This window comes from Variovorax fucosicus, from assembly GCF_030316825.1.
Lineage (GTDB): Bacteria > Pseudomonadota > Gammaproteobacteria > Burkholderiales > Burkholderiaceae_C > Variovorax > Variovorax fucosicus.
The window spans coordinates 241,255-266,904 of record NZ_JASZYU010000004.1; the positions used below are offsets into that span (position 1 = coordinate 241,255).

Genomic DNA, 25,650 nt, shown 5'->3' on the forward strand with positions numbered 1-25,650 from the left:
TTTGCTGCTTGGCCCAGGCTGTTGCCGGCACTCAACTTGCTTGTGCGAGGGCCTGGCGCAGCCACTTCACGCCATCACTTCCAAGGAGCCGACCGTGTCCACCGCCCCCATCACCCGCCGTTCGGCGTTGCAGTTCCTGGCCGCCGGTGTGGCCGGCTCGCTCGCGTTGCCGGGCCTCGCAGCCGGCTGGCCCGACAAGCCGATCAAGATCATCGTGACCTTCCCGCCGGGCGGCGCCAGCGACATCGTGGCGCGCGTCATGGCCGAGCAACTCGGCAAGCTGCTGGGCCAGCCCGTCGTGGTGGACAACCGGCCGGGTGCTGGCGGCACCATCGGTGGCGCTGCCGTGGCTTCGGCCGCGCCGGACGGCTATGTGCTGATGCTGTCGAACACCACGCCGATTGCGCTGGGCCCGTTCACGCTCGACAAGCAACCCTACGACCCGGTCGAGGCCTTCACGCACATCGCCTATCTGGGCTCGGCGCCGCTGGTCATCATGGCCAGCAAGCCATCCGGCATCCGCACCTTCGCCGACATCGAGGCGCAGGCGCGCAAGGGCCAGCTCGATTTCGGCTCCGGGGGCCCGGGCTCGGTCGGCCACATCCACGGCGAACTGATGAAGAAGGTCACGGGCATGAACCTGGTGCACGTGCCCTACCGCGGCGGCGCACCGATGACCACCGACCTGATTGCCGGCACGATTCCCGTCGGCATCGACGTGATCACCGCCTACGTGACCTTCTTCAAGAGCGGCCAGCTCACCCCGGTGGCCGTGACCAGCCGGGCCCGTTCCCCGCTGATGCCGGATGTGCCGACCGTGACGGAACTGAACCAGCCCAAGCTGGTGCTCGAGAACTTCTTCGGACTGAGTGGCCCGGCGAAGATGCCGGCCGATGTGGTGGCGCGCCTGAATGCAGCGTGCAACCAGGTGCTGGAGATGACGCCGGTTCAACAGAAGCTGGTGGATCTCGGCATCGTCGCCAAAGGCGAAAGCGTGGCCCAGTTCAACAGCTTCGTAAAGGCACAGGTCGGGGTGCTGGGGCCGGCGGTGAAGGGCGCCGGCATCAAGCTCTGAGCAACCCCTACCGCAGCACCAGCACGGGCGTGTGCGAGTGCGTCAGGACGTGCATCGTTTCGCTGCCCATCAGAAGGCGCTGAATGGCACGGCGCCCGTGCGAGGCCATCACGATCAGGCCGCACTTGTGCTGTTTTGCCGCCTCGATGATGGCTTCCGCGATCTGGTTCGATTTCAGCGTGACAGGCATCACGTTGCGCACCCCCTTGGTCAGCGCCCGGGTCTTGACGGCCTCCACCACGCGCTGACCCTCTACATCTGCCCGCTCCTGCGTTCGGTGCGTCTCTTCCTGGCTCAACAGAAGCGCGCCTTCGAAATAGCTTTGCGCGTGGATACGGACCACGTGAACGGCAACCAAATCGGCCCGGGTCAGCACGGCCAGATCGATCGCGGTGGTAACGGCCTGTTCGGACAGGTCGGAGCCGTCGGTAGCAACAAGAATGCGCTCATACATGATGGCTCTCCTTGGTTGATTGCTCCTTGTCTCCCCCCTTCAAGATAGCGCGCGGCGCGGTGTTGTTCAACCGCCTCGCGTGGTTCTAGGGGAGTTCGCCTAGCACTCAGCCGTGGCGGAAGAGCAGCACCGAGTTCGTTCCACCGAAGGCAAACGAGTTGCTGATGGCGGCTTGCAGCTGCGGCGCTGCGGTGCCGGTCTGCAGCACCAGGTTCATGCTGCAGGCGGGGTCGACCACGTTGCAGTTCGCGTTCGGCGGCAACTGCCGGTGGTGCAGCGCCAGCACCGTGATCACCGCCTCGAGCGCACCGGCGGCGCCGAGCAGGTGGCCGTGCAGCGCCTTGGTGGAACTCACCCGCAGGCCATCGAACTGCGCGCCCCACACCGCCGCCAGCGCATCGTGCTCGACCACGTCGCCGATGCGTGTGGCCGTGCCGTGTGCGTTGCAGTAGCCCACATCCTCGGGCTGGAGGTTCGCGCGTCGCAACGCAGCGCGCAGGGCACGCGCCTGGCCCTGTGCATCGGGCTTGGTCAGGTGCGTCCCGTCGCAGCTGTTGCCCCAGCCGGCCAGCGTGGCATAGCTGCGCGCACCGCGGGCGCGGGCGCGCTCGGCCGATTCGAGCACCAGGAACGCGGCGCCTTCACCGAGTGCGAAGCCGCTGCGATCGCTCGCAAACGGGCGCACTGCGCCAGCCGTTTCGCCCGGCTGGAAGCCGGCCAGCGTCTGCATGGCCTGCCAGGCGAGCACCACACCGGGAACGATCAGGGCTTCGCTGCCGCCGGCGATCGCGATGTCGACCTCGCCCTGCTGCACCGCCTTGGCGGCTTCGGCAATCGCGACCGAAGACGAGGCGCATGCCACCGAATACGTGAGCACCGGGCCTTGCGCGCCGAGGCGCATTGCCACATGGGCGGCCGGCGCATTGGGCATGAAGGCCGGAATGGTGAGTGGCGGCACACGACCGCCGCTGCGGTAGGCCGCCTCTAGCGCTGCGGCCCCGCCCATGCCGCAGCCGGCATAGATGCCGATGCGTTCGGGGTCGACGTCGCCCATGGCGCCGGCGTCGCGCATGGCCAGGTCGGCGGCGGCCACGGCAAGCTGGCTGACGCGGTCGACGCCGGCGAGCTGCAGCTTGGTGAACCAGCGCGATTCGTCGAAAACCACCGTCGCAGCGGCGGCAGGCTTGGCCAGCTCAGGGAACACCGGCTGTACTGCCGATTCGCCGCGCATGAGCGCCGCGAACAGCGCGTGGGGATCGGCGCCATGCGGCGCCATCACGCCCAGGCCGGTGACGGCGACCTGTTGGTTCACGTGGTCGGCTGCGACGCCCGGATCTTGTCGACCACGTTGGCGAGTTCGGCCAGCGTGTCGATGTTCATGTCGGTGTCGGGCATCGTGATGCCGAACTTGTCTTCGATCGTGAAAACAAACTCGACCAGCGCCAGCGAATCGAAGCCCTTCTCCCGCATCGAAGCATGGGGGTCGAGGGTCGATGCCTCGATGCCGTACTTCTCGTGGATCAGCTCCTGCAACTCATTGAGCGAACTCATGGCCTGTATCGCATGGCCGCTGGATGGGCCTGTTGTCATTGAAAGCCGATGATATCCGCTCTACTTGCAGGGCCGGGTGCCAGTGCGCGCGCGGGCGCCGGCCGCCAATGCAGCGAGGGCAGGGTAAAGGCCAGGCCCAGCAGCGCGCCCGCGGCCACGTCGAGCACCACGTGCTGCTTGACCGCCAGCGTCGACCAGGCGATGGCCAGGAACCAGGCCAGGTTCAACAGCCGCAGGAACATCGGCGTGCGGGTTCGGCGCAGCACGTCTTCGAGCCGGATCGCCGTGAAGATGGCTACCGCCACGTGCATCGAGGGGCAGGCATTGCCGGCTGCGTCAACCCCTTGCAGCATCGCGAAGCCGGGGTAGCCCGAGACATCCATGGCCAGCGGCGGCACCGCCGTAGGCCAGAAATAGAAGAATGCCAGGCCGCTCAGGCACAGTCCGCTGATCCACAGCCCGTAGACGACCAGCTCGGCGAAGGTTCGCTGCAAACCCGGCGCAAAGCCGATGTACACCCACAGCGACAGGTAGGCGAACAGCGCCTGGGGCTGGAACGGGATCAGGTGATCGAGCGCGGTGAGCGGCATCACCATCACCGGGTAGGCCGGGTGCTGCAGCAGGTGGAAGTAGCCGATGAAGAACAGCCAGGTGAAAACGCTGGTGCCCACGAACTTCAGCAAGAAATGCCGGCGGATGCGAAAGGCGATCTCGGTCGTCCAGGGCTGCATGAAGGAGGGGGCAGGCGTCAAATCGATCGGAGGGTTCATGTGGGGTGGCGTCACAGGCCACAGCATATGCTCGACCCATGAACACCGTGTTGCCTTTGCGTCCTGCCGGCCTCCCTGCCCCTGTGAGCCTGGCGCAGGCCTTCTGGTTCTGGCTCCGGCTTGGCTTCGTCAGCTTCGGCGGCCCGGCGGGGCAGATCGCGATCATGCACACCGAGCTGGTGGAGCGGCGGCGCTGGATCAGTGAACGGCGCTTTTTGCACGCGCTCAACTACTGCATGCTGCTGCCCGGCCCCGAGGCACAGCAGCTCGCCACCTACATCGGCTGGCTCATGCACCGCACCCGCGGCGGCATCGTGGCCGGCGCACTGTTCGTGCTGCCGTCGCTGCTGATCCTGATCGCGCTCTCGTGGATCTACCTGGTCTATGGCAACGTGCCGGTGGTGGCCGGCATCTTCTACGGCATCAAGCCGGCCGTAACGGCGCTGGTGCTGCATGCGGCACACCGCATCGGCACGCGGGCGCTGAAGAACGGCTGGCTGTGGGGCATTTCGGGCGCTGCATTCGTTGCGATTTTTGCGTTGAACGTGCCGTTCCCGTTGATCGTGCTGGTAGCGGCGCTGATCGGGCACTTCGGCGCGCGGGTTGCGCCGCAGGTGTTCGCACCGGGTGGCGGGCATGCGGCAAGCCAGCTGGGCTACGGCCCCGCGATCATCGACGACGACACGCCGACGCCCGCCCATGCCCGGTTCTCGCGCGGCCGGCTCGTGCGGCTGCTCGCCGTCGGGCTCGGGCTCTGGGCCGGCGCCATGGGCTGGCTGGTCGTCGTCTATGGCTGGCAGGGCACGCTCACGCAAATGGGCTGGTTCTTCACCAAGGCCGCGATGCTGACCTTCGGCGGCGCGTACGCGGTGCTGCCCTATGTGTACCAGGGTGCGGTCGAGCAGCACCAGTGGCTCACGGCCCCGCAGATGATCGACGGGCTCGCATTGGGCGAAACCACGCCCGGGCCGTTGATCATGGTGGTGGCCTTCGTCGGCTTCGTCGGCGGCTGGGTCAGGCAGGTGGCGGGGCCGGATGCGTTGTTTCTGGGGGCTGCGCTGGCGGCCACGGTGGTCACCTTCTTCACCTTCCTGCCGTCGTTCGTTTTCATCCTTGCCGGCGGCCCGCTGGTCGAGGCCACGCACGGCAAGCTGGGCTTCACCGCGCCGCTGACGGCGATCACGGCGGCGGTGGTGGGCGTGATCCTCAACCTGGCGCTTTTCTTCGCGTACCACGTGCTGTGGCCGACGGGCTTCGGTGGGGGCTTCGACATCGCCTCGGCGCTGATCGCGCTGGCCGCAGCCATCGCGCTGTTCCGCTTCAAGGTCGGCGTGATGCCGCTGCTGGCTGCGTGTGGTTTGACAGGGCTGGCGATCACCTTGTTGCCGCGACTGATTCCTCACTGAAAGACCTGTGCGTGGCCGTCGGCAGCTCGCCAGGGTCAGTCGCCGACGGCCTTGACCAGCATCACGGGAATGCTGGCACCCTGCACCACGGAGTGCGAAACCGAGCCGAGCAGGGCGCTGCGCAGGTCGCCGGCGCCGCTGGTCTGCATGATGATCATGTCGCAGCCGAAGCGCTCGGCAATGTCCACCAGCGTGTGGCCCGGGTCGCCGGAGCCGACCTCGCTTTCGAACTCCAGCTTTGCATGCCGCAGCAGCGCTTCGGCCGAGGCCAACAGGTGGGTGCCGGCCAACTCGCTGACTTCTTCGAGCACCTGCACATCGGGCGCCGACACCATTTCGTAGAGGTTGGCGGGGCCCTGCACGTTGGCCAGCACGAAGTTGGCCTGCAGGCCTTCTTCGACCAGTCGGATCGCGTGGCGCACGGCCGCCAGGGCCTGTTCGGAACCGTCCACCGGCAGCAATATCTTCATCATTCGCGTTCTCCAGACTGTGAATGGGGCAAGGATACGACGACCGCGCAGCCACGCAGTAGAGTGGGCCCCTATGTTGCCGCTTGATGCCGTTGCCGCCCCCTTGCCGCTCCCCGTGCGGGACGGCGTCGGCCCGAGCTGCGTGGCGCTACCGGCCGACGGTCCGTGGCCGACCATGCTCGATTTTCTGGTGCAGCGCTTTCCAGCCATCGCGCGCGAAACCTGGGTCGAACGCATCGCCGCACGCGACGTGGTCGACGAGCACGGCGAGCCCGTCACGCTCGCGCGGCGCTACCAGCCGCGGCTTCGGCTCTACTACTACCGGGCGCTCGAATCCGAGCCGCGGCTGCCGGAAGACGAAGTGGTGCTACACCGGGACGCGCACCTTGTCGTCGTCGACAAGCCGCCCTACATGCCCGTCACGCCGTCGGGCCCCTACCTGCAGCAGAGCCTGCTGGTGCGATTGAAGCGCCGTCTCGGTATCGACGAATTGGTGCCGCTGCACCGCATCGACCGTGCCACCGCCGGGTTGGTGCTGTTCTCCGTCTCGCCGGCCACGCGTGGCCGCTATCAGGCGCTTTTCCCGGATCGCGCGATGCACAAGGAATACGAGGCCATCGTGCACTGGCCGCCCGGAACGAACCTGCCCGCCAGCTACCGCAGCCGGCTTGTGCCCGATGCGCACTTCATGCGCACGCGCGAAGTGCCGGGCGAGCCCAATGCCGAGACGCATCTGCAGGTGCTGGAAGTGTGCGGCGCCCACGCGCGACTGCGGCTGTCGCCGGTCAGTGGCCGCAAGCACCAGTTGCGCGTGCACTGCAATGCGCTCGGCGTACCGATCGTGGACGACGCGATCTACCCGACACTGCTGCCGTACGGCCCGGACGACTTCGCAAGGCCCATGCAGTTGCTGGCGCGCTCGCTGGCCTTTGTCGATCCGCTCACGGGCGTGGCGCGGTCGTTCACGAGTGCGCGCTCGCTGGGCGGCTGGCCGGATCGGCAGCCCTGAGCATAGACCTTCTCGGCGGCCTGTCGCCGTCAGGCGTCGTCGCGCAGCGTATAGAGCGGAATGTCTTTCTCGAGCGCCAGCGCATCGAGCTGGTCGCAGCTCAGCCGTGCCACATGGTCGGCAATCGCCTTGTGCATCGACGAGCGGAACATCGCCTTGCCTGATTCGGCGTCGTGGCCGGCCGCGGCGGCAAGGCGCTGCGCGAAGTGCGGTTCCAGCGCGGCGATGGCAACGCGCCCGTCGGCGCAGGGGTAGACGCGGTAGCCCGCATGCGCACCGCCGACCGAGCCGGGCGGCTGGGTCAGGCCCCAGTGCCGGGGCAGCGCCAGGTAGCGGGCCGCCTCCGACAACGCCACTTCGATCTGCACGCCCGCGCCGTCTTTCGAGGCGGCTCGCAGCAGCAATGCCTGCAGCACCGCTTCGCTGGCCATCAGCGATCCGGCCATGTCGGCGTAGAGCGTGGGCGGCAGGTCGAGGCCGGTGACCAGGCCGCTTTCCGCCAGATAGGTGAGATCGTGCCCCGGCTCCTCGGCGCGCGCTCCCGGCGCGCCGACGATGGCCACGAGCGACAGGCGTGGATAGCGCGCATGCAGCGTGTCCCAGGCCAGGCCGAGCTTCGTCAGCGCCGAGGGGCGGAACGAGGTGATGAGCACATCGGCCTGCGCCAGTTCGGCCTGCAGCGTCTGCTGGCCTTCCGGCGTCTTGAGGTCGGCCTGCACATGGTCTATGCCGTCGTGCAGTTGCGCGTAGGCGGTCGGCGCGTAGTGGCCCATCGGGTCGGACGAGTGGCCGCCGACGGCTGGCGGCTCGAGCTTCACGCAGGTCGCGCCCATCTGCCGGCAGCGCATCAGCGCCGCCGGGCCGGGCAGGTTGAGCGCGAGGCTCAGCACGCGCACGCCCTGCAATGCGGTTGAAGCCAGGAAGGGGCGGGCAGCGGAAGGCGGCATGAGTGGGAGTCCAACAGATGGGTTGAGCTCCCATTCTGTCGTCTTCACGCCGTGCTGCGCTGCCGCGCGGGCCTGGTCTTGAGAAATTGCCGAACCAGTCGATCCGCGAACGCGAGCGAGCCCGCCAGCAGGCCCGCCAACAGCAGGCCGGCCACGACGTCGAGCGGAAAGTGCACGCCCACGTAGATGCGTGCCCATCCGGTCAACACGGCCAGTGCCGTCACGACCCAGCCGATGCTGCGCAACCGCGGCCGCCACAGGAAACACAACGCCACCGTGAACATCACGGTCGCGTGTGTGCTCGGCAGCGAACCACGATGGCCGTGGCCGAGCCACGACGGGCTCAGGCCCAGCATGAAGGGGCGCGGCTGGTTCAGCGCGGCGGCGAGCGAATGCGCCAGCATGCCCGCGCCGGCGGCCAACAGGCACACGGCCACGAAGTAGGCGCGGTCGGCCGGCTGGCGCCAGGCGGCCCACGCCATCAACGCCACGCTGAGCCAGGAAGCGCCGAGTGCGAGTTGGGTCGCCAGCCACAGCAACGTGCCGTTCGGCGCATGACCGCCTGCGATCCACTGGAACAGTTGCAGGTTCAGCGTGTCCATGAGGGGCGCCCTGCAAACAGAAAATCATTCATCCAATACCTTTTCGAACAGAAAGAGAGGCGGCCGTGCAGGGGCGCGCGACCGGGCCCGCGGCGCAGCGATGCGTCGCGTTGTTCAGTTCGAAAGCGGTGGCGCGAGGGTGGGCGGCCGGCGCCGCCAGGGTGCGGCGAGCGGTGGGGCGCGGCTGCGCCGGATCAGCGCGCCGGGCAGCGGTGGCTGCCACGGCACGCCGAGCCCGCGCAGCGCGACGAGCAGCGGCAGCAGCAAGCCGACCAGCGCCATCAGCAGGTCGAGCCCGTGCTGCAGCGCGTGCGGCAGGTCGATGGTCGCGGCCGACGGAACGAACAGCGTGACCTCGGGCGTGTCGGCATGGCCTGAGCGTTCGTCGGGCTCGAAGCGCGTCACGTCTGCGCCGCGCACGCGCAACCCGGGCTCGTCTTCCCAGCCGTCGACGCGGAAATGCACCGCCAGCAGAGGCTGTAGCGCGGCCAGACACAGCGCGGCCAGACACCATCCTGCGAAGTGCCGCGTCACGAAACGCCGAAGCCATGCTGACTGCATGCCCCCAGCCTAAGGCAGTTGTTTGACGCGGATGTGAACAGCCGGTTCAGGAATCGCTCAGGTCGTGCGTGCGGACGTAAGGGGTGTGGCATTCTTCCTGGATGCAAAACCAAGACGCGAACCGGCCGCTGAAGGGCTGCGTGGCCGTGGTGACCGGCGCCAGCCGCGGGGCAGGGCGCGGCATCGCGGTGGAATTGGGTGCCGCGGGCGCCACCGTGTACGTCACCGGGCGAAGCACGCGCGCGCAGCCGGCAGACAGCTACGGCGGCTTGCTCGCGCTGTCGGGCCTCGCGGCATTGCCGGGCAGCATCGACGAGACGGCCGACGAAGTCACGCGCCACGGTGGCCGTGGTATCGCGGTGCGCTGCGACCACACGCGTGAAGACGAAGTCGTGCGGTTGTTCGACCGCGTGCAGAGCGACGAGGGCCGTATCGACCTGCTCGTGAACAACGCGTGGGGCGGCCACGAGACTTTCAACGGCGTGTTCGATGCACCGTTCTGGGAGCATCCACTGGCCAACTGGGATTCGATGTTCGACCGTGGTGTGCGCAACCATCTGCTGGCCAGCCGCTTTGCGGCGCCGATGATGGTGCGCGCCGGGCGCGGATCGATCGTGACCACGACCTACTGGGATCGCGACCGCTACCTGCGCGGCAACCTGTTCTACGACCTGGCCAAGGCATCGATGAGCCGGCTGGCATTCGGCATGGCCCAGGAGCTGCGCCCGCATGGCGTGGCCTCGCTCGCCGTATCGCCCGGCTGGATGCGCACCGAGCTTGTGCTGGCAGGCCACAAGACCGATGAAGCCCACTGGCAGGATCGCCCGGCGCTGGCGCGCACGGAGTCGCCACGCTACCTCGGCCGCGCGGTGGTGGCACTCGCGGGTGATCCGCTGGTGCTGGACAAGAGCGGCGCCGTGCACCGCGTCGCCGATCTCGCGCGCGAGTACGGTTTCACCGATGTCGATGGACGCCAGGTGGAGGCTTTCGAGATCGAGGGCAATTGACGCGCCGGCCGGCAACTTCACTAACATGCGAGAAGGAATTCCCGCCGAGCCCCCTTCATGTCCGTCATCTCCCTGCTGCTTCAACTCATCGTCATCCTCGCCACCGCCCGCGCTTGCGGCTGGGTGCTGCGCTATTTCGGCCAACCCGCGGTGGTCGGCGAGATGGCGGCCGGCCTCATGCTGGGGCCGATCGTCATGGGCGCGCTTTTTCCCACGCTGCACGCGCAGCTTTTTTCCAAAGCGTCGCTGGGGGGGCTGACGTCGCTGTCGACGCTCGGGCTGGTGCTGTTCATGTTCGTGGTGGGCCTCGAGCTCAGGGCGCACGACGGTGTGCGGGCACAGCTTCGGTCGGCCGGCTATGTCGGCGTGCTCAGCGTGATCGCGCCGCTGGTGCTCGGCATCGCAATCTCTCCGGCGCTCTATCCAACGCTGGCGCCTGCAGGTGTCGGCTTCTGGCCTTTCGCGTTGTTCATGGCCGCCGCCCTGTCGATCACTGCGTTCCCGGTCATGGCGCGCATCCTGAAAGACCGAGGCATGACGCGCACTTCGTTCGGCCAGCTTTCGCTCAGCTCGGCGGCCGTGGTCGACGTGTTTGCGTGGATCCTGCTCGCCTTCGTGGTCGCACTGGCCGGCGCGGGGGAGGGCTACACCGGCCTGCTCAAGACGGCGGGCGGCGTCGTGGGGCTGCTCGTGGCGCTGTTTTTCGTCGTGAAGCCGGCCTATGCCTGGCTGCTGCGCAAGCACGCACCGGACAGCGAGCCTTCGACGACCGTGCTGGCCTCCCTGATGATCGGCCTGCTGGTGTGCGCCTTGCTCACCGAGTGGATGCAGTTGCATGCCGTGTTCGGCGCCTTCCTCTTTGGTGCCTGCCTGCCGCGCGATGACCGGTTGCTGAGTTCACTGGCGGGGCGCATCGAGCCGATTTCCATCGTCGTGCTAATGCCGCTGTTCTTTGCGCTGGCCGGGTTGGGCACCACGCCCGACGCGCTGTCGGGTGCCAGCCTCGGTGCGATGGTGCTTATCGTGGTGGTCGCCACCGTCGGCAAGATCGCGGGCGGGGCGGTCGGCGCGCGCATGGCCGGCTACAGCTGGCGCGACAGCCTCGCCACGGGTTCATTGATGAATGCGCGCGGCCTGATGGAACTGATCGTCATGAAGATCGGGCTGGACGCGGGCCTGATCGGCCCCGAGCTGTTCACGATGTTGCTCGTGATGGCGCTGGTCACCACCGCGATGACCGGCCCGCTGATGACGCTTTTCGTCGGCCGTGCGGCCAAGCCCGCCGCAGACAGCGTCGTCGTCGACGCCACTTCGCCGCGCTGAACCGCGGCCCCTCACTGCACGTCCGCGTCAGCACTCCCGACATCGATCCAGCACGCGAAAATCGGGTGTCCGCCGACCACCATCGGCGGGCCCGCGCGGTGGGCGCGAAAGCCTTCGCGACGCAGCAGGCGTTCGACCCCCAGTGGAGACACGGTGATGATCCGCTCGGCACCGTTGCTTCGGGCGATAGCCTGCGCGCTCTTGAGCAGCGCAACCGCCACCGGCGAGGAGAACTGGCCCATCGCACTTCCCTGCGAGGCGGTGAAGTCGACCGCGGCGAAGCGGGACAGCTCCCAGACGCGTGGGTCGCAAGGGGGCGGCTCGCCGGGGAGCAACTGGGGGAAGACCTCGCCCAGCAGGTAAGGCCGTGTTGTTGGAAGCAGCCTGGCTGTTCCGATCACATTCCCGGATTCGTCGCGCGCCGCGAGATGGACAGTGTCGTCGCGATCGAACTGGTCCAGTTCAAGACCGTGCTCGGTCACGAGATCCCAGCCGAGTGTTTCGACGAATACTTTGTACCGATATCGCGCGACATCGTTCAATACCTGTTGCGTCATGTGGCCAGGTCGTCCAGATAGTATTTCCATTTGTGTCTTTCCCAGTTGTAGTGGGAAAGATTTCAGCCCCCGGCCCGATTCCGCGAAACTATCATTTCTGATAGGTCAGAACGAATAGCGTTGGCAGACCGCGCGAAAGGCCGGCGTGTTCCAGTCGAATGTGTCGATGAATGTCGCCAGAACGTGCAGGCTTTCGTTCCATGGCAACGGATCGCGCTCGCCGTCGAGCAAAAGGATGTTCGTGCGAGGCAAGCCGAGACGAACCACCCGCGGCGTCATCGAGGTTTCGAGTTGCCAGTCCCAACCCAGGCTCAGGCGCGGCTCCTGGGCGCAGATCCATTCGGTGTAGCCGGACAGCGAGGTGCTGGCGCCGCATCGCTGTTCGCATTCGTTGCAGGCTTCGTCATCGAGTCCGGAGACCAGATGCGTCAACGTGAAATTGCGCAGATCCTGCCGGTGCAGTCGCAACAGCCCGTCAGACAACAAGGTATTCATATCGTTTGCTTGCCCAGGTGTATGACGCTTTGACTCTCGCGGCGTCCGTTGAAGCTTGCGGGTGTAGAGTGGTTTCATCAAGTCGACTGAAGTGGATAGTTGGACGTGACTTGCGATGAATCGCACGGTTCACCCTGATTTGGAGTGGTAAGACCTCGGTAAACACCCAAGTGCTGCGCCGACATTTGGGTTAGATTGATCGTTCGGGAATTCAGGGAGGCAACGCAAAGCGCGCTGTCATCGCGCAACACCCTATTCACCTATGCAGAACCGGGAAGCGTTACGCGCCGACCCCGCCATGCGGCAGGGCGCCCATGCAGCCATTCAATGAGAACCTGCTGACGGCGCTCGATAGGGCGACCAGCGAGGAAGTGGTTTTTCGCGCGCTGCTTGCGGCCGCGAATGAACTGGGCTTCGAGCACTGTGCGTATGGCCTGCGGCTCGCCGTCCCCGTGTCGAACCCCAAGGTCATCACGCTGAACAACTACCCGAAGGCGTGGCAGGAGCGCTACCAGCAGGCGGGCTACCTCGCGGTCGACCCGAGCGTTCGGCACGGGCGGCTCAGTCAGCAGCCGCTCCTTTGGGGCGACGAGGTGTTCGACTCGGCCAAGCAGTTGTGGGCTGAAGCGAAGGAGCATGGCCTTCGCATCGGATGGGCCCAGTCCAGCCTGGACGGGTTCGGGGTGGGTGGAATGTTGACGCTTTCCCGGGCCACCGAGGTTCTGACGGCCCGTGAACTGCAGGTGAAAGAGAGTGAAATGCGTTGGCTCGTTCAGGCTGCGCATTTGTCGCTTTCGAGGCTCATGAAGCCGAAGTTCGCAGTCCAGCCGGAGGTTCCCCTGACCCCCCGGGAAATCGAAGTCCTGAAGTGGAGCGCCGACGGCAAGACTGCGGGAGAGATCAGTGACATTCTTTCCATTTCGATCCCCACGGTGAACTTTCACATCAAGAACGTGGTTCAGAAAATGAAGGCCGCGAACAAGACGGCCGCCGTGGTGCAGGCGCTGCTGTCGGGCCTGCTGAACTGACCGGCCGAAGGCTTGTTCGCCGGGAAATAAAACCGCGTCATCCGGTATTTTTCCACGCTGTCGCGCATTGCGTTGGTGTTTTCCCCGCCTACCTACCAACATTGCTAGTTACCGGCCGGGATGGTGTCGACTTGAATCGGGGCCTAGGGCTTGTTCCATGGAGTGCTGCGAAGCAGCAACCTGCCGCGCAGGCCGAACCCAAGGAGAGCAACCGTGACACCCCTACCCGTCAGCGCACAAATTCGAGTGCACCTTGCTTCGGACGCCTTGATCGCCTGCGAACTGAAGCGCGAGTGGCGCAAGACAGTCGTGACGCGCAAGGAACGTTTTGAATTCGACGCAGGGGAGCGTGCCGGCGCGATGGATGCGCTGGCAGCCTGGATCACGCAGGGACCGCCGCGCCGGTCGATCGTCTGGATCATCGGCCCCACCGAAGCGCAGTACTTCGTGCTTCCCTGGTCACCGGCGTTGATCGATCGGGGCATGCGGGATGCGTATGCGCGGGCGCGATACGAGCAACTGTTCGAGCAGGATGCGAGCGGCGCGGCGTTCTACTTTGCCGCACCGTCCGATGGCAACGGGCAGCTTGTGTCCTGCGTTCCGATCGAGTTGCCGGCCGAACTGGCCGCGCATGCGCTGCGCACGGAGTCCGAACTCCTGGGCATCAAGCCGGCGATCTCCATGGTGTGGGATCGCTTCCGGGATGTGCTGGAAACGGAGCAGGGAACACTCTGCGTCGTCGACGGCGACCGGCAGGCCATCGTGGAGCACGACAGGAAGCGCATCGAAGGCATCGTCGTGAAACCCCGTGGCAAGAGCCCGGCCCTTCCGGCGAAGCGGGAAGGTGTCGTGCGGCGGTTCTCGAACGAGCCGTCGAGGGCGCAGCCCAGCGCCTCGTCCGTCGACCTGAGCCTTCCCCCACAAAATGGCTTTGTTGCAACGCAAGACGCTGCGTATGCCTTCGCGCTGTGCGGCGCGCTCTGAGCCCCGCCCGGATCGGCGTCTTCACCGGCGGCGACCACCTCGCATCCAGGAAATGAGCAGTGCCGTCAACACGGCACCGCCTGCGGCGGCCATCAGCGCCGCGCGCACGGGCTGATCGGCGACGTACTGTTCGCCCTGCCTGCGCGCGCTGTCGACCTGGGCTTTGATGTCGTCGATTTTCCTGCCCGCCGCATCCACGACGTCCTGGCCCACCTGCCTGGCATCCTGTGCGCTCCCGCGCAGGGAACTCACGGCATCGGCCGCAATGCCCTTGGACGCCTGGGCAAAGTTTCTTGCGGAGTCGATGGCTTCGTTCGCCGTGGCACTGGCCTCGTCGGCGAGTTGGGAAGGAGTCTTGACGTCGTAGGTGTTCATGAGAACCTCCGGAGGAATCGGGCAGCACCTTGCCGACCGTAGTGTGGGAGTGTTCGAGCGGGGTGGCAACCACCCTGTCGGCATGCGCACGCAGGGGGCGTAGGTGACGGCCGCGCCAACGGCCTTCGGCAGGCTCAGGCCCGGCCGACGCCCAGGATTTTGGCGAGCCGTCGCAGCGCGGCCGCCGCCGAGACTTCGGTCTGCGTCGAGCGCGTCAGCATCAGGTTGAGGCGCTGCCCCAGGCCCTCCACCATCGCGCCGGTTTCCGCTTCTCTCGTTGCGCCTTCACTGTCCTCGATGCATGGGATGGTCTCGCGCACACGATCCGAATAGCTGCCTTCAGGGACGCCATACGCGACCACCGGCTTGCCGAGCGCAGTGGCGAAGCCCACCTCGAACACGGTTCCGGAATCGGGCTCGTGGCCCCGAAAGCTCATGAGATTGGCGATGACACCATCGGCCTCGTGGATGAGTTGGATGTTGCCTTCGTAGATGCGCTGCGCGCGCTCGTCGTCGCTGCCGGTGAAGCCGGTGCCGGTGTCGCCGTCGGACGGCTCCATGCCGACCAGGCCGAGACGGTCGCAATGGGCCTTCAGGGCGGCAAAGATCCGTTCGCGGTCGGGAAAGAAGACGTCGGGGCCGGCGAGGTAGATACGGGGACGGTTGGGCATGGATGCATTTTCGCGCTACGTCAATCAACGTATTCGCCGGCCGCGCGCCGCGTCACAGCCTCCTATTGCAGCGCGAACCGATCGCGCTGCGCCTGGGCGCATTCGCCCATCACGTTCAATGCGCGCTCCACGGCGGGCGTGCCGATCACGAACGGATTGGCCGCGGCGGACGGCTGCTGGCGCAGTGCAGCCAGCTTGGGCTGCGAGCCGTCGACGCCCGAGTGATTCGACAGCAGCACGTCGATCCGCTGTGCCTGTGCGACCGTGCTCATGCGCCGCGTTGAATCGATGTAGCCGTCCAGCCGCGGCATGTCCTTGCCGAAGTTGAAGCTGGTGCCGCCCCAGAGCATGACGCGGTGCTTCCTGCCGCCGTACTTCACGTCGAACACTGGCGAGATCGTGCCCATGGTGTGGCCCGGCGTGATGTACAGCGAAACGGAGGTATCTCCGAGCGTGATGCTCTCACCGTCCTTCACGGAAACGTCGTGTTTCGGCGGCGCGCCCCAGATCGGCGTTGCGAACTCGAGCCTGGTTTCGGTCATGATCCAGTCGGCCTCGCTCATCACGACGCGCGCACGGTACTTCTGCGCGAGGTACGGCGCGCCGCCGTAGTGGTCGCCGTGCCCGTGCGTCACGATCACGTACTTGATCTGCGCCGGATCGAGGCCCAGCTTGCGCATGCCGCCTTCGATCAGTGCAGCGGCCTCCGCCTGGGTGTTCAGCGCATCGATGAGGATGATGCCGTCAGAAGTCTTGATCGCCCAGGCGCTGACCCAGTCGGCGCCCACGAAATACAGGTTGTCGAAAGCCTGGCCCGGCGGCGGTGCGGGCTTGGCGATGAATGCTGCAAGGCCCTTGTCCAACTCGGCCTGGGGCGGCCGCGTGGCGGGAGCGGGATTGCAAAGAGTCAACAGCGCCGTCAGATCGGATCCGGCCGCACGCGTGGCGGCCGCAACATGTGCGGCGACTGTGGCGTCCGACGGGGCCTGCCGTTGTGCCGTGGTCTGCGCGCAGCCCTGGGCCAGAGCGACAGCCGCTGCAAGGACGGCTGCCTTCAGCAGAAGGGTATCTGCTCGATTCTTGCGGTATGCCATTGCTGTCTCCGAGCCGTCGATGCGGCTTATTGTGGACACGTCATTCTGCGACTCGGGCACTCTGGCCAAGCTGCTGGGTTGAGCGCCCTGTGCCATGCGGCACACTCGTGTCGATGAAAGCCCGACGCCACCTGTGCACGACCGCGCTGCTGCTGTGCGCAGCGCTCGTTGCCTGCACCATGCCCAAGCGCCCGCCGACGCTGGAGGAGCAGGCCGCGGATCGCACCGAAAGCCAGGCAGCCCGGCCGACCGTGACGATCGAGCCTGCGGTCGTCTCGCCGTCGCGCAGCATCAGCCCGCAACCGAGGCTCCTGGCCTTCGTGGAAGCGCCACGCCCGTTGACGCGCCCACCGCCGCGCTATCCGCCCGCCCTGGCGAACGACGCGATGCCGGGCCGCGTTGTCGTCAGCTTCGAGGTCAATGCCGAAGGGCGCGCCGAGGCCGTGGAGATCCTGCAGTCGTCGCATCCACTGTTCGCGCAGGCCGTGCAGGCGGCGCTCGTGCAGTGGCGCTTCGCGCCTGCGCGGGCCGCCTCGGGGGAGGCCGTGCCGGCGCGGTTGCGCATGCCGTTCGAGTTCCGGGTGGACGACTGAACCAGCGGCAGTGCGAATCGTCAGCTGCGATGCAGCGGCGCTGCGCGTTGGAACACCAGATCCCACACGCCGTGCCCCAGCTTGAGGCCCCGGTTCTCGAACTTGGTCAGCGGCCGGTAGTCGGGCTTCGGCGCATAGCCGCTGGCGTCGGTCGCCGTGTTGCGCAGCATCGGTTCGGCCGACAACACTTCGAGCATCTGTTCGGCATACGGCTGCCAGTCGGTCGCACAGTGCAGATAGCCGCCGGGTGCCAGGCGTTCTGCCAGCTTGCGCACGAGGGGCGACTGGATCAGCCGGCGCTTGTTGTGGCGCTTCTTGTGCCACGGGTCGGGAAAGAACACGTGCACGCCGGCAAGCGTGCCGGGCTGAAGCATGTGGTCGAGCACGTCGACCGCGTCGTGCGCCACGATGCGGATGTTGGCAATGCCCTGTTCGCCGCAGCGCTTGAGCAGCTTGCCGACGCCGGGCTCGTGCACTTCGCAGCAGAGGAAGTTCCTGTCCGGCATCAGCGCCGCGATGTGCGCCGTGGCCTCGCCCATGCCGAAGCCGATCTCGAGCACGGTCGGTGCGTGGCGGCCGAAGGCCAGGTCGAAGTCCAGCGACTCGGCGCGGTAAGGCACCAGAAACTGCGGCCCGAAGTCTTCGTACGCCTTGGCCTGGCCTTCGGTGGTGCGGCCGCCGCGCTTGACGAAGCTTTTGAGTCGGCGGTGCAACGGATGTGGCTTGGCATCGTCCGCAGGGTCTGCGGGCGGCGGCGAAGGGGGGAGAGAAGAAGGCATGGGGCTCACGGCCGCGGATTGTAGAGATCGCGCCACGCGGGCACCCAATCGGCCAGCGCGTCGGCGATCGCCGTTGCACTGCCCGTGGCCAGGCCGAGTGCCTGTGCGGCGGCTTGCAGCGCCTCCAGCGCGGCTTGTGGCGTGCGTGTGTCGAGTGCTTCGGCGCCGTTCTGCTTGGAGAGCTTCTGCCCGTCGGCCGCCAGCACCAGCGGCGTGTGCAGGTAGCCCGGCGTCGGCAGGCCGAGCGCGCGCTGCAACAGGATCTGGCGCGCCGTGTTGTCGGCAAGGTCTTCGCCGCGCACGACGTCGGTGATGCCCTGATCCGCATCGTCGACCACCACCGCAAGCTGGTAGGCCCAAGGGCCGTCGGCGCGCTTCAGCACGAAGTCGCCGACCTCGGCACGCACGTCCTGGCGCTGGGCGCCGAGCCGGCGATCCAGCCAATGCACTGCCCCGGCCTCTGACTTTTCCGTCGCAAAGCGCCAGGCCCGCGCAGCCTTGCCGTGCAGTCCTTCGCGGCAGGTGCCCGGGTAGATGCGCTCGCCATGCCGCTGGTGTGGCACGCCGCGCCGTGCCAAGGCCTCGTCGATGTCCTTGCGCGAACAGCCGCAGGGGTAGGCGAGGCCATCGGCCCGGAGCCGGTCGAGCGCCTGCTGGTAGTACGCAACACGTCGGGTCTGCCACGCTGGCGGTGCGTCGGGCACGAGGCCGCAGGCGGTGAGTTGCCGAAGGATCGTTTCGCCCATGCCGGGCAGGCAGCGCTCGGTGTCCGCGTCTTCGATGCGAACGAGCCAGCGCGCCTGCGGGCCGCGGGCCCGCACATCGAGCCAGCTGGCCAGCGCCGCGACCAGCGAGCCGGCATGCAGCGGCCCGGTGGGTGAAGGCGCGAACCGGCCGGTCGGAATCACGCCACGGCTAGGGCGAGCGACAAGCCCGAAAGAAATGCGTCTTCGACCCGGTGGCCCGTGCACCAGTCGCCGGCCAGCCCGATGCGGGCCTTGGCGTCCCACAGGTGCGGTTTGCCTGCCGGCACCTGCGTCTGGGCCTCGCTCCAGCAGCGCGCCTGGGCGTGGCTGGGCGTGGCATGGATGCCGGTGATCTCGGCAAAGGCGCGCAGCAGCTTGGCTTCGACGCGCGCTGCATCGTCGCGCAGATGTTCCTGCGACCAGGCGGCGCTGGCCTGCAGCGTCCAGCGTTCGATGCGCTCGCGGCCCGGCTTGGACGATTCGCGGGCCAGCCAGGCCACGCGGTGGTGCGTACTGCGTGCGGCGTTCCACTGCGGCCCGAGGTGCGACATGGTGGGCTGGTTGGCCTGCGGGAACGCGATCATCAGCGTCCAGCAGGGCGCGACGCGCACCGGATCGACCTGGCGGCTCAGCGCGGCCGACAGCGCGCCATCGCCGAGCAGCGCGCGGGCCCGTGCCGGCGGCACGGCCAGCAGCACGGTGTCGAAGCCGGAATACACATGGGTGCCGCCGCCGGCGCTTTCGGTGCGCAGTTGCCAGCGCTTGCCGTCGAGTGCGTCGCGCTCGATCCGGCTCACGGCCGTATCGGTCATCAGCGCGTCGCCGAGTGGGCCCGCCCATGCGGCCACCACCGCGTCCATGCCAGGTTGTGCGACCCAGTGCGGTTCGCGCGCGGGCAGTGCAGCCTCGGCCACACGGCCGTGGGCGTCGAGCACGCGCACGAGGTTGGCGCTCCACGGCCTGCACAGCTGCGGCGTGGTCTGCAGCGCCAGCGCAAAACGTTCGTCGCGCACGGTGAAATACTGGGCGCCGCTGTCGAAGCGGCCGAACGGCGTGCTTTCGCTGGCCATGCGGCCGCCGGGGCTGGTGCTGCGTTCGAACACCGTGACGCGATGGCCCGCCTGGAGGAGGGTGCGCGCGCAGGCCACGCCCGCGATGCCCGCGCCGACGATGGCGAAGTGGCGCGGCGCAGCAGCGACAGGGGTTCGGTGGCGGTCGGCGGGAGGGCGAGCGGGCATACGGTCTCTCTTCTTGTGTGTGATCTGGATCGGCACACTCTACAACGGCCGGCCGTCAACGACCCCTGTGGCGTTCTAGCAGGGCGCGGCGCGTACCTTCGTGTTCGAACTGCGCGAGCCACCATTCGAGCGCGCGGCCCGGCTTGCCGGCACTGCGTGCGCGCCAGGCGCAGTGCAGCACGACCGAATGCATCGGCCGCGCCGTGCGGCACTGCACCAGATGGCCCGCCTCGACATAAGGCCGCGCCATCGGTTCCGGCAGGTAGCCGCCGCCCAGGCCGTGCAGTTGCGCGGCGAGCTTGGCCTGCATGGTCGGCACCGTCAGCACGTCTTGCCCGCCGACCAGGTTGACGGTCATGCTGGGGCCGGCGCGCGACGAATCGGCGGCGGCCACCGCGCGGTGCTGTCGCAGGATGTCCTCGGTGAGCGCGCCCTCGAAACGGGCGAGCGGATGGTGCGGCGCCACCGCGTAGATGAAGCGCAGCTCGCCCAGCGGTCGGCTGAGAATGCCGCTGGTGGTGAACGCCAGGCTGCCGGCATTGAGCACGGTGCCGATCGCCAGGTCGGCCTCGCCGGTGGTCAGGGCTTCGGTGGTGCCGAGCAGAGTCTCGTCGCGCAGCTTGAGCCGAGTCGGTGGTTCCAGCGCATAGAAGGCGCCGACGACGTCGAGCATCGGATCGCGCGCGATGACGCTGTCGACCGCGATCGTGAGCATCGGCTCCCAGCCGGTTGCCACGCGCTTCACCCGGTTGGCCACGGCATCGATGTCGGCCAGCAGGCGTGCGGCTTCGCGCAGCAGCTCGGCGCCGGCTTCGGTGGGGCGGGCCTGGCGTGCGCTGCGGTCGAACAGCAGCACGTCGAGTGCGTCTTCGATCTGGCGCACGCGGTAGCTCAGTGCGCTTGGCACCAGGTTCAGGGTGCGGGCCGCACCGGCAAAGCTGCCCGCGCTGACCACGGTCTGCAGCATGGCCAGGGCATCGGGCGTGAGTACATCGCGGGGGCTGGGCATGCGGGCTCCATCGTTCAAATAATTTGAATGGTGCCATCAAATCGCGGCCTCTGGTGGCCGGGGGCTGCGCCCTAAAGTTCTTCACATCCGCTGCGCACAGGGCGCGGCATGCGAAGAGAGGGCCCGCAGGGGCCAGGAGTTCAACGATGTTGCAAGTCCGTAAATCACAGGAACGCGGTTACGCCGATCATGGCTGGCTGCGCTCGTTTCACAGTTTCTCGTTTGCCGGCTACTACGACCCGGCCCACATGGGTTTCGGCAATCTGCGCGTGATCAACGAAGACCGCGTGGCGGCGGGTGCCGGTTTCGGCACCCATGGCCACAAGGACATGGAGATCATCAGCTACGTGCTGTCGGGCGAGCTCGCGCACAAGGACAGCATGGGCAACGTGAAGTCGATCCCGCCCGGCGACGTGCAGCGCATGAGCGCAGGGCGCGGCGTGATGCACAGCGAGTTCAACCACAAGGCCGACGAGACCACGCACTTCCTGCAGATCTGGATCGAGCCGAACGTGCGCGGCATTGCACCTGACTACGAGCAGAAGCAGTTCGACGTGGCCGAGAAGCGTGGCAAGCTGCGCCTCGTGGCTTCGCCGGATGGCGCCGAGGGCTCGGTGACGGTGCATGCCGATGCCAGGCTGTTCGCCGGCCTGCTGGACGGCGACGAAAAGGCCAGCCTCGCGCTCGACCCGCAGCGCAAGAGCTATGTGCACCTGGTGCGCGGCGAGCTCGAGGTCAATGGCCGCAAGCTCAGCACAGGCGATGCCGCCATGCTCGAAGGCGAGTCGCAACTGGCATTGGCCGGCGGCAAGGACGCGGAAGTCCTCGTCTTCGATCTCGCCGCCTGATTTTCCGGGCCGCCTGCGGGTGGCCCGGTTCTTGTTTGTCTTTTCTACTTTTCTTTCAACCAGGAGTTCTCAAATGTCCGCTTCCACCACCGCCTCGATGTCTTCCGGCGTCACCACCACCTCGCTGCAAGACACGCTGGCCCTGGTCGGCCGCATCCTGATCGCGTACCTGTTCATCCCTGCCGGCATCGGCAAGCTGATGGGCTTCGCGGGCACTGTCGGCTACATCACTTCGGTTGGCTTGCCCCTGCCGCAGGTCGGCGCAGCGATCGCGGTCATCGTGGAACTCGGGCTCGGCATCGCGCTGCTGCTCGGCTACAAGACCCGCATCGTGGCGATCGTCATGGCCCTGTTCACCATCGCTGCTGCCGTGTTCTTCCACAAGTACTGGTCGGCACCTGACGCGATGAAGATGATGCAGCAGATCAACTTCAACAAGAACATCGCCATCGCCGGTGGCCTGCTCGCATTGGCTGGTTTCGGCCCCGGTCGCCTGAGCATCGACAAGCGTTGATTCTCTTGATTGCCTGAGCCAAGGAAATTCACGTGTCGAAGATCGCAGTCGTTTTTCATTCGGGCTATGGCCACACGCAGCGCATGGCCCAGTCCGTGGCGGATGGTGCCGGTGCCGAACTCGTCCAGATCGATGCCGATGGCAACCTGCCTGCGGGCGGATGGGAGGTGCTGGCTGCCGCCGATGCCATCATCATGGGCTCGCCGACCTACATGGGCAGCGTGAGCTGGCAGTTCAAGAAGTTTGCCGATGCTTCGTCCAAGCCCTGGTTCACCCAGGCCTGGAAGGACAAGCTGTTTGCCGGCTTCACCAACAGCGCCACCATGAACGGCGACAAGCTCTCGACGCTGCACTACCTGTTCACGCTGGCGATGCAGCAGGGCGGTATCTGGGTCGGCACCGCGATCATGCCGAGCAACGCCAAGGCGGCGCTGCGCAGCGATGTCAACTATGTTGGCTCCTTCAGCGGCGCGATGGCGCAGTCGCCGTCGGACTCGTCCCCGGCTGAAATGCCGGCGGGCGACCTCGAGACGGCACGCCTGTTCGGCGAGCGCGTGGCCAAGGTGTCCGAGCGCTGGTCTGCCGGAAAGGGCTGAGGCATGATGCAGCATGGACTCGCTTTTATTGCTGCATCCCGCTGACAAGGACCTCGGCGGCGGCTTCAAGGTACGGCGCCTGCTGCCGGCCGCGAAGCGCCGCTCGGTTGGGCCTTTCGTCTTCTTCGATCACTTCGGGCCGGCTACCGAGCAGCCCGGTGCCCAGCACGATGTGCGGCCGCATCCGCATATTGGCCTGGCCACGGTGACCTACCTGTTCGAGGGCGCGATGATGCACCGCGACAGCCTCGGCAGCGTGCAGGAGATCCTGCCCGGCGCCATCAACTGGATGACGGCCGGCCGCGGCATCGTGCACTCCGAGCGCAAGCCCGAACGGCTGCTCGAATCCACCTACACCAACCACGGCCTCCAACTCTGGGCCGCGCTGCCGCAAGCCTTCGAAGAGACCGACCCGAGCTTCGAGCACACGCCGGCCGCCGCGATCCCCGAGGCGGTGGTGCAGGGCGTGCCGGTGCGCGTGCTGATCGGCGAAGCATTCGACCTGCGCTCTCCGGTCAAGACCTTCGCGCCGACGCTTTACCTCGACATCGCGCTGCCGGCCGGCAAGCGCTTCGAGCTGCCGGCACTGGCGGCCGAAATGGCGATCTATCCGGTGGATGGCGACGTGTCGGTCGACGGTACGCCGCTCTCTGCGTACACCATGGCGGCGCTGCCCGATGGCACCGGGGCCGTGCTGCAGGCAGAAGCACCGGTGCGCCTGATGGTGGTCGGCGGCGAGGCGCTCGATGGCCCGCGCTACATCACCTGGAACTTTGTTTCGAGCCGGCGCGAGCGCATCCTCGAAGCGGGTGCCGACTGGGCCGCCCAGCGCATGGGCCACGTGGCTGGCGAAACCGAGTTCATCCCGCTGCCGGGCCATCCGTTCGGCGTGCAGGAACCCGACGTCAAGACCACGCCGGTCTAGGTCAGCGGCGCATCGTCTCGCGGAGCGTGACCGGGGCCGCGTCGTTGCCCCACGCGCCGCGCACGTAGGTCAGCACCGCGGCAATTTCCTCGTCGTCGAGCAGGTGCCCGAACGGCGGCATGCCGTAGGGCCGCGGGTTGCCGGCCGTGGCAGGCAAGAAGCCGCCGCGGCGCACGGCCTGGATCAGGTTCACCGGTGTTTCCATGTTCACGGCGCGACTGCCGGCCAGAGCCGGATAGGCGCCCGGCTGGCCCTGGCCCGCATCGCCATGGCAGTAGGCACAGCGCTGGTCGTAGACGCGTGCGCCGCGCGCCATCACGCCGGTGTCGCGGCGCTGCGCCACGGCGCTGGCCGGAGCCGGCGTGCTGTCCGGCAATTGCTGCAGGTAGGTCGCCATCGCCCCGAGGTCGTCGTCGCTGAGGTACTGGGTGCTGCGGTACACCACGTCCGCCATCGGGCCCATGACCGATGCGCGCGGCGAGGTGCCGGTCTTCAGCAGGTCGACCACATGCTGCTTCTCCCAGCCGGCGACGCTGGCCTCGCGCTTCGAGGTGAGCGATGGCGCATACCAGCGCTCCACCGGGATCGAACCGCCCGACAGCCCGCGCTCGCCTTCGGTGGCGCCCAGCGCATTGCGCGGGCCGTGGCATGCGATGCAGTGGCCGAGGCCGTTGACCAGGTACGCGCCGCGGTTCCATTCGGCCGGCCTGGCAGCGTCGGCCACGAACGTGCCCGGCGTGAACGAGAGCATCCGCCACACCGCGAGCGCCGCCTGTGTGTCGTACGGAAAGCGCAGCTTGTGCGCCGTGTTCGGCGCGTCGGTGGCCGGCACGGTGCGCAGCCATGCGTAGAGGGCGTCGGAATCGGCGCGCGTCACCTGCGTGAAGCTGGGGTATGGAAACGCCGGGTACAGCAGCCGGCCATCCTTCGAGCGGCCGTTGTGCAGGGCGCGCCAGAACTGCGCGGCGCTCCAGCTGCCGATGCCGGTGCGTTCGTCGGGCGTCAGGTTGCCCGCGTAGACGGTGCCGAAGGGCGTGTCGATGCCGAGGCCGCCCGCATAGGCCGCGCCGCCGCGGGTGGTATGGCAACCCGCGCAATTGCCGGCCAGCGCGAGGTAGCGGCCGCGCTCGACCTGTTGCGGCGTGGCGTCGAACGTCAGCGGCGGGTCGGGCAGCGCGTCTTCGCCGCGCAGGTTGAGCGCGACCACGGTGGCTGCGGCCAGCGCGAGCAGTGCCACCATCACGGCAAGCAGGGACACGGTGCGCCGAAGCATCGGGGACTTCATTTCGGCATCGCGCTGCAGGGCAGCGGCAGCGGGCCGGGCAAGGCGGCCAGGGGCTTGGGATCGGCCGGCATCGGCTGCAGCGCGAGCCAGCTGGCAACGGCGTTGATGTCCGTCGTCGTCAGCTTGCGGCCCACCTGCGCCATGCAGTCGGGCGCGAGCGCATGACGGTCATCGGTCAACCACGCCCCCAGCTGCGACGACAGGTACAGGCGCGGCAGGCCGACCAGCGCAGGAATGCCGGGTTGCACGCCGGTGAGCGCCGCGCCGTGGCACTGCACGCAGGCCGGGATCTTGCGCGTTGCGTCGCCTTCCTGCGCCAGCGTCTTGCCGCGCGCCAGGGTGGCGGCACTGGCATCGGTGCGTTCGCTGACCGGCGGGTAGGGCAGGTCGAGCGCAGCAAAGTACCCGGCGATCTCGCGCAGGTAATCGTCCGACAGGTGCTGCACCAGGTGCGTCATGTCGGAATTGAAGCGGCGGCCGTCGCGAAAGCTGACCAGTTGATTGAACAGGTAGCCCGCCGGCTTGCCCGCCAGGCGCGGAAAGTAGGCCGTGCTGCTGGCGGCGCCTTCCCGGCCATGGCAGGCGATGCAGGCCGCCACGCGCGGTGCGATGTCATCGGCCGGTGCCGCGTGCGCGAACGGGTTCAGCGTGAAGGTCAGCGCAAGCAGCGCGGCGAGAGGGTGCAGGGGTTTCAAGGTAGTCCAGCGAACGGGGCGCCCGGTGCCGTACTGTGCCACC

The 25,650-nt window shown here is 67.4% G+C and carries 31 protein-coding genes; 12 read left to right on the forward strand and 19 right to left on the reverse strand.

What is annotated here, in order from left to right:
* Positions 1-94 precede the first annotated feature (94 nt).
* A complete protein-coding gene (locus QTI05_RS23305) occupies positions 95-1,075 on the forward strand; it encodes a Bug family tripartite tricarboxylate transporter substrate binding protein (protein ID WP_286543059.1) in 981 nt (326 codons plus the stop codon).
* Between the two features lie 7 nt (positions 1,076-1,082).
* Here the strand turns inward: QTI05_RS23305 and QTI05_RS23310 are convergent, their stop codons facing one another.
* The 4 genes from QTI05_RS23310 to QTI05_RS23325 all read right to left on the reverse strand — a co-directional run bounded on the left by QTI05_RS23310 (position 1,083) and on the right by QTI05_RS23325 (position 3,811).
* Complete coding sequence (locus tag QTI05_RS23310) at positions 1,083-1,529, reverse strand: universal stress protein (protein ID WP_286543061.1); 447 nt, start codon at positions 1,527-1,529, stop codon at positions 1,083-1,085.
* 106 nt (positions 1,530-1,635) lie between these two features.
* A complete protein-coding gene (locus QTI05_RS23315; RefSeq protein WP_286543062.1) occupies positions 1,636-2,841 on the reverse strand; it encodes a beta-ketoacyl-[acyl-carrier-protein] synthase family protein in 1,206 nt (401 codons plus the stop codon).
* The gene (locus tag QTI05_RS23320; protein WP_286543063.1) at positions 2,838-3,080 is read right to left on the reverse strand and encodes an acyl carrier protein; all 243 of its coding nucleotides are present in this window, start codon (positions 3,078-3,080) and stop codon (positions 2,838-2,840) included. The genes QTI05_RS23315 and QTI05_RS23320 overlap by 4 nt, the downstream gene beginning before the upstream one ends.
* Before the next feature lie 35 nt (positions 3,081-3,115).
* Complete coding sequence (locus tag QTI05_RS23325) at positions 3,116-3,811, reverse strand: phosphatase PAP2 family protein (RefSeq protein WP_286657920.1); 696 nt, start codon at positions 3,809-3,811, stop codon at positions 3,116-3,118.
* Positions 3,812-3,888: 77 nt separating this feature from the next.
* Between QTI05_RS23325 and chrA the strand changes: the two genes are divergently transcribed.
* Entirely contained in the window at positions 3,889-5,256 is a 1,368-nt protein-coding gene (gene chrA, locus QTI05_RS23330) for a chromate efflux transporter (RefSeq protein WP_286619772.1), read from the forward strand.
* A 35-nt stretch (positions 5,257-5,291) separates the two neighbouring features.
* On the opposite strand, the gene QTI05_RS23335 is transcribed toward chrA, so the two are convergent.
* Positions 5,292-5,729: a universal stress protein gene (locus QTI05_RS23335; RefSeq protein WP_286543067.1), complete on the reverse strand. Its 438-nt coding sequence runs from the start codon at positions 5,727-5,729 to the stop codon at positions 5,292-5,294.
* Between the two features lie 70 nt (positions 5,730-5,799).
* Here QTI05_RS23335 and QTI05_RS23340 point away from each other — a divergent pair, with 70 nt between their 5' ends.
* On the forward strand, positions 5,800-6,735 hold the full coding sequence (locus tag QTI05_RS23340) for a pseudouridine synthase (protein ID WP_286619773.1): 936 nt from the start codon (positions 5,800-5,802) through the stop codon (positions 6,733-6,735).
* 29 nt (positions 6,736-6,764) lie between these two features.
* On the opposite strand, the gene QTI05_RS23345 is transcribed toward QTI05_RS23340, so the two are convergent.
* From QTI05_RS23345 to QTI05_RS23355, 3 genes are all read right to left on the reverse strand, one after another.
* The gene (locus QTI05_RS23345) at positions 6,765-7,682 is read right to left on the reverse strand and encodes a CoA transferase (protein WP_286619774.1); all 918 of its coding nucleotides are present in this window, start codon (positions 7,680-7,682) and stop codon (positions 6,765-6,767) included.
* A gap of 44 nt (positions 7,683-7,726) precedes the next feature.
* Positions 7,727-8,284, reverse strand: a complete 558-nt coding sequence (locus QTI05_RS23350; RefSeq protein ID WP_286543073.1) for a phosphatase PAP2 family protein — start codon at positions 8,282-8,284, stop codon at positions 7,727-7,729.
* A 114-nt stretch (positions 8,285-8,398) separates the two neighbouring features.
* The gene (locus QTI05_RS23355; protein WP_286619775.1) at positions 8,399-8,845 is read right to left on the reverse strand and encodes a hypothetical protein; all 447 of its coding nucleotides are present in this window, start codon (positions 8,843-8,845) and stop codon (positions 8,399-8,401) included.
* Positions 8,846-8,946: 101 nt separating this feature from the next.
* Here QTI05_RS23355 and QTI05_RS23360 point away from each other — a divergent pair, with 101 nt between their 5' ends.
* The gene (locus QTI05_RS23360) at positions 8,947-9,852 is read left to right on the forward strand and encodes an SDR family oxidoreductase (RefSeq protein WP_286619777.1); all 906 of its coding nucleotides are present in this window, start codon (positions 8,947-8,949) and stop codon (positions 9,850-9,852) included.
* Positions 9,853-9,909: 57 nt separating this feature from the next.
* Entirely contained in the window at positions 9,910-11,175 is a 1,266-nt protein-coding gene (locus QTI05_RS23365; protein ID WP_286619779.1) for a cation:proton antiporter, read from the forward strand.
* Between the two features lie 11 nt (positions 11,176-11,186).
* On the opposite strand, the gene QTI05_RS23370 is transcribed toward QTI05_RS23365, so the two are convergent.
* Entirely contained in the window at positions 11,187-11,762 is a 576-nt protein-coding gene (locus QTI05_RS23370) for an acyl-homoserine-lactone synthase (protein WP_286657921.1), read from the reverse strand.
* 75 nt (positions 11,763-11,837) lie between these two features.
* Complete coding sequence (locus tag QTI05_RS23375; protein ID WP_286619782.1) at positions 11,838-12,305, reverse strand: DUF4902 domain-containing protein; 468 nt, start codon at positions 12,303-12,305, stop codon at positions 11,838-11,840.
* Positions 12,306-12,541: 236 nt separating this feature from the next.
* Between QTI05_RS23375 and QTI05_RS23380 the strand changes: the two genes are divergently transcribed.
* Positions 12,542-13,255, forward strand: a complete 714-nt coding sequence (locus QTI05_RS23380; protein ID WP_286543084.1) for an autoinducer binding domain-containing protein — start codon at positions 12,542-12,544, stop codon at positions 13,253-13,255.
* Between the two features lie 267 nt (positions 13,256-13,522).
* The gene (locus tag QTI05_RS23385; RefSeq protein WP_286657922.1) at positions 13,523-14,239 is read left to right on the forward strand and encodes a hypothetical protein; all 717 of its coding nucleotides are present in this window, start codon (positions 13,523-13,525) and stop codon (positions 14,237-14,239) included.
* A 21-nt stretch (positions 14,240-14,260) separates the two neighbouring features.
* Here the strand turns inward: QTI05_RS23385 and QTI05_RS23390 are convergent, their stop codons facing one another.
* The 3 genes from QTI05_RS23390 to QTI05_RS23400 all read right to left on the reverse strand — a co-directional run bounded on the left by QTI05_RS23390 (position 14,261) and on the right by QTI05_RS23400 (position 16,379).
* Complete coding sequence (locus tag QTI05_RS23390; protein ID WP_286619786.1) at positions 14,261-14,614, reverse strand: hypothetical protein; 354 nt, start codon at positions 14,612-14,614, stop codon at positions 14,261-14,263.
* 134 nt (positions 14,615-14,748) lie between these two features.
* Entirely contained in the window at positions 14,749-15,285 is a 537-nt protein-coding gene (locus tag QTI05_RS23395; RefSeq protein ID WP_286619788.1) for a nucleoside 2-deoxyribosyltransferase, read from the reverse strand.
* A gap of 62 nt (positions 15,286-15,347) precedes the next feature.
* A complete protein-coding gene (locus QTI05_RS23400; RefSeq protein WP_286619789.1) occupies positions 15,348-16,379 on the reverse strand; it encodes an MBL fold metallo-hydrolase in 1,032 nt (343 codons plus the stop codon).
* Between the two features lie 113 nt (positions 16,380-16,492).
* Between QTI05_RS23400 and QTI05_RS23405 the strand changes: the two genes are divergently transcribed.
* Positions 16,493-16,972 carry a TonB family protein gene (locus QTI05_RS23405; RefSeq protein ID WP_286619791.1) on the forward strand — a complete coding sequence of 160 codons (480 nt, stop codon included), beginning with the start codon at positions 16,493-16,495 and terminating at the stop codon, positions 16,970-16,972.
* A gap of 20 nt (positions 16,973-16,992) precedes the next feature.
* Here the strand turns inward: QTI05_RS23405 and trmB are convergent, their stop codons facing one another.
* Genes trmB through QTI05_RS23425 form a run of 4 tightly spaced genes read right to left on the reverse strand, consistent with a single transcriptional unit; the run spans position 16,993 to position 20,744 of the window.
* Positions 16,993-17,751 carry a tRNA (guanosine(46)-N7)-methyltransferase TrmB gene (gene trmB, locus QTI05_RS23410; RefSeq protein WP_286619793.1) on the reverse strand — a complete coding sequence of 253 codons (759 nt, stop codon included), beginning with the start codon at positions 17,749-17,751 and terminating at the stop codon, positions 16,993-16,995.
* Positions 17,752-17,756: 5 nt separating this feature from the next.
* Complete coding sequence (gluQRS, locus tag QTI05_RS23415) at positions 17,757-18,659, reverse strand: tRNA glutamyl-Q(34) synthetase GluQRS (RefSeq protein ID WP_286619795.1); 903 nt, start codon at positions 18,657-18,659, stop codon at positions 17,757-17,759.
* On the reverse strand, positions 18,656-19,735 hold the full coding sequence (locus QTI05_RS23420; RefSeq protein ID WP_286619797.1) for an NAD(P)/FAD-dependent oxidoreductase: 1,080 nt from the start codon (positions 19,733-19,735) through the stop codon (positions 18,656-18,658). The genes gluQRS and QTI05_RS23420 overlap by 4 nt, the downstream gene beginning before the upstream one ends.
* A gap of 55 nt (positions 19,736-19,790) precedes the next feature.
* Complete coding sequence (locus QTI05_RS23425) at positions 19,791-20,744, reverse strand: LysR family transcriptional regulator (RefSeq protein ID WP_286619802.1); 954 nt, start codon at positions 20,742-20,744, stop codon at positions 19,791-19,793.
* Between the two features lie 146 nt (positions 20,745-20,890).
* On the opposite strand from QTI05_RS23425, the gene QTI05_RS23430 reads away from it, so the two are divergent.
* From QTI05_RS23430 to QTI05_RS23445, 4 genes are all read left to right on the forward strand, one after another.
* Positions 20,891-21,592: a pirin family protein gene (locus tag QTI05_RS23430; RefSeq protein ID WP_286543104.1), complete on the forward strand. Its 702-nt coding sequence runs from the start codon at positions 20,891-20,893 to the stop codon at positions 21,590-21,592.
* A 73-nt stretch (positions 21,593-21,665) separates the two neighbouring features.
* Complete coding sequence (locus tag QTI05_RS23435) at positions 21,666-22,106, forward strand: DoxX family protein (RefSeq protein WP_286619804.1); 441 nt, start codon at positions 21,666-21,668, stop codon at positions 22,104-22,106.
* Positions 22,107-22,138: 32 nt separating this feature from the next.
* Positions 22,139-22,702 carry a flavodoxin family protein gene (locus tag QTI05_RS23440; RefSeq protein WP_286543105.1) on the forward strand — a complete coding sequence of 188 codons (564 nt, stop codon included), beginning with the start codon at positions 22,139-22,141 and terminating at the stop codon, positions 22,700-22,702.
* Between the two features lie 13 nt (positions 22,703-22,715).
* Positions 22,716-23,627 carry a pirin family protein gene (locus QTI05_RS23445; protein WP_286619807.1) on the forward strand — a complete coding sequence of 304 codons (912 nt, stop codon included), beginning with the start codon at positions 22,716-22,718 and terminating at the stop codon, positions 23,625-23,627.
* A 1-nt stretch (position 23,628) separates the two neighbouring features.
* Here QTI05_RS23445 and QTI05_RS23450 read toward each other — a convergent pair whose 3' ends face one another.
* Together QTI05_RS23450 and QTI05_RS23455 are read right to left on the reverse strand one after the other, a co-directional pair.
* On the reverse strand, positions 23,629-24,900 hold the full coding sequence (locus tag QTI05_RS23450) for a c-type cytochrome (RefSeq protein ID WP_286619808.1): 1,272 nt from the start codon (positions 24,898-24,900) through the stop codon (positions 23,629-23,631).
* Positions 24,901-24,908: 8 nt separating this feature from the next.
* Complete coding sequence (locus tag QTI05_RS23455; protein ID WP_444812955.1) at positions 24,909-25,607, reverse strand: c-type cytochrome; 699 nt, start codon at positions 25,605-25,607, stop codon at positions 24,909-24,911.
* Positions 25,608-25,650: the final 43 nt, after the last annotated feature.